This window comes from Methylobacterium sp. WL8 (assembly GCF_008040045.1).
Taxonomy (GTDB): Bacteria; Pseudomonadota; Alphaproteobacteria; order Rhizobiales; family Beijerinckiaceae; genus Methylobacterium; species Methylobacterium cerastii.
Genome location: NZ_VRVF01000194.1, coordinates 1 through 980, shown reverse-complemented (window position 1 = coordinate 980; position 980 = coordinate 1). Strand labels below are relative to the sequence as shown.

The 980-nt window shown below is 60.2% G+C and carries 1 protein-coding gene; it reads right to left on the bottom strand.

Annotated elements, in window-relative coordinates; all coding sequences use genetic code 11:
• Positions 1–456: glycoside hydrolase family 16 protein (locus tag FV234_RS25865; RefSeq protein WP_147832448.1), on the bottom strand; the 456-nt coding region annotated here is incomplete at its 3' end.
• Between the last annotated feature and the right edge of the window lie 524 nt (positions 457–980).

Genomic DNA, 980 nt, shown 5'->3' with positions numbered 1-980 from the left:
GTCGAGTTCCGGCGGCCAGCTCCCGTCCTCCGGCAGCATCCAGAATGCCGGCCATAGGCCATGACCGGCCGGGAGTTCTGCCCGCATTTCGAAGTAGCCGTAGGTCTGGCTGAACTCGTGATAGGTGGTGATCATCCCGGACGTGTAGGTCTGTCCCTCCAACGATCCCTGGATGCTCGGGTCGGCTGGCGCGGCCGCAATCGTTAGCGCACCGTCGGCCACGTGGAACGGGTTCGGCAAAGTGTTCCCTGCGGCCGCTGCTCCGTCGGGGCCCGCCACATAGTATTGCGACTCGTCGTTATACGGCAGTGTTCCGGTCGCGCGGATCTTCGTCGACCATTGCGGTGCTCCGATTGTGTCGAGACCTGTCGTGCCATTCCAAGTTTCGAAGGCGTCGAACTCTTCGGAGAATGTCAGCGTCGCGGTCGCGGACAAATTGTTTGGATCAATCGCCATAGAGATGGCCGCCTATCTCTCGAGCAGAGCGAAAACAGCTACGATTCTGCAACTCCAGGTAGAATATAATTCTTAAGTTTGCGTTCCGGGGTTGCAATACGTAGCGTATGCCGTTTCTGGAACGGCACGCCTTGGTCAGTGATACCCTTGCTGTAGATCTGCGGTCGGTTCCTTCTCACGTTCTCCACGATCCCGTTTGGCGCGGCGGCCACTCAGGCGCTCAGCGCGGTCTCCAAGCTTTCGCGCCAGTCGGAGTACCTTTTCGCCGAGGTCGACCACCCCTTCGCGATAGTGCGCGCTGCATATTCGGGTAACAAGGTGGCAGCTCTTGTCTGCCGCCCCAACAACAGATGTCCGCTTTCTGGTCTCTTTGGCCGGAAAGCGGAACGTCGCGAACCCTGAAGAGTTTCGGGCGCCGCGAGGCGTACGAAAGTCGTGGAAGAACGAACCCGCGGGATGGCGGGCGCAGAGCTATGGGGATTTGGGCAGACCGTCGACCCCAGCGAGGGACGGAAGGCGTGTGA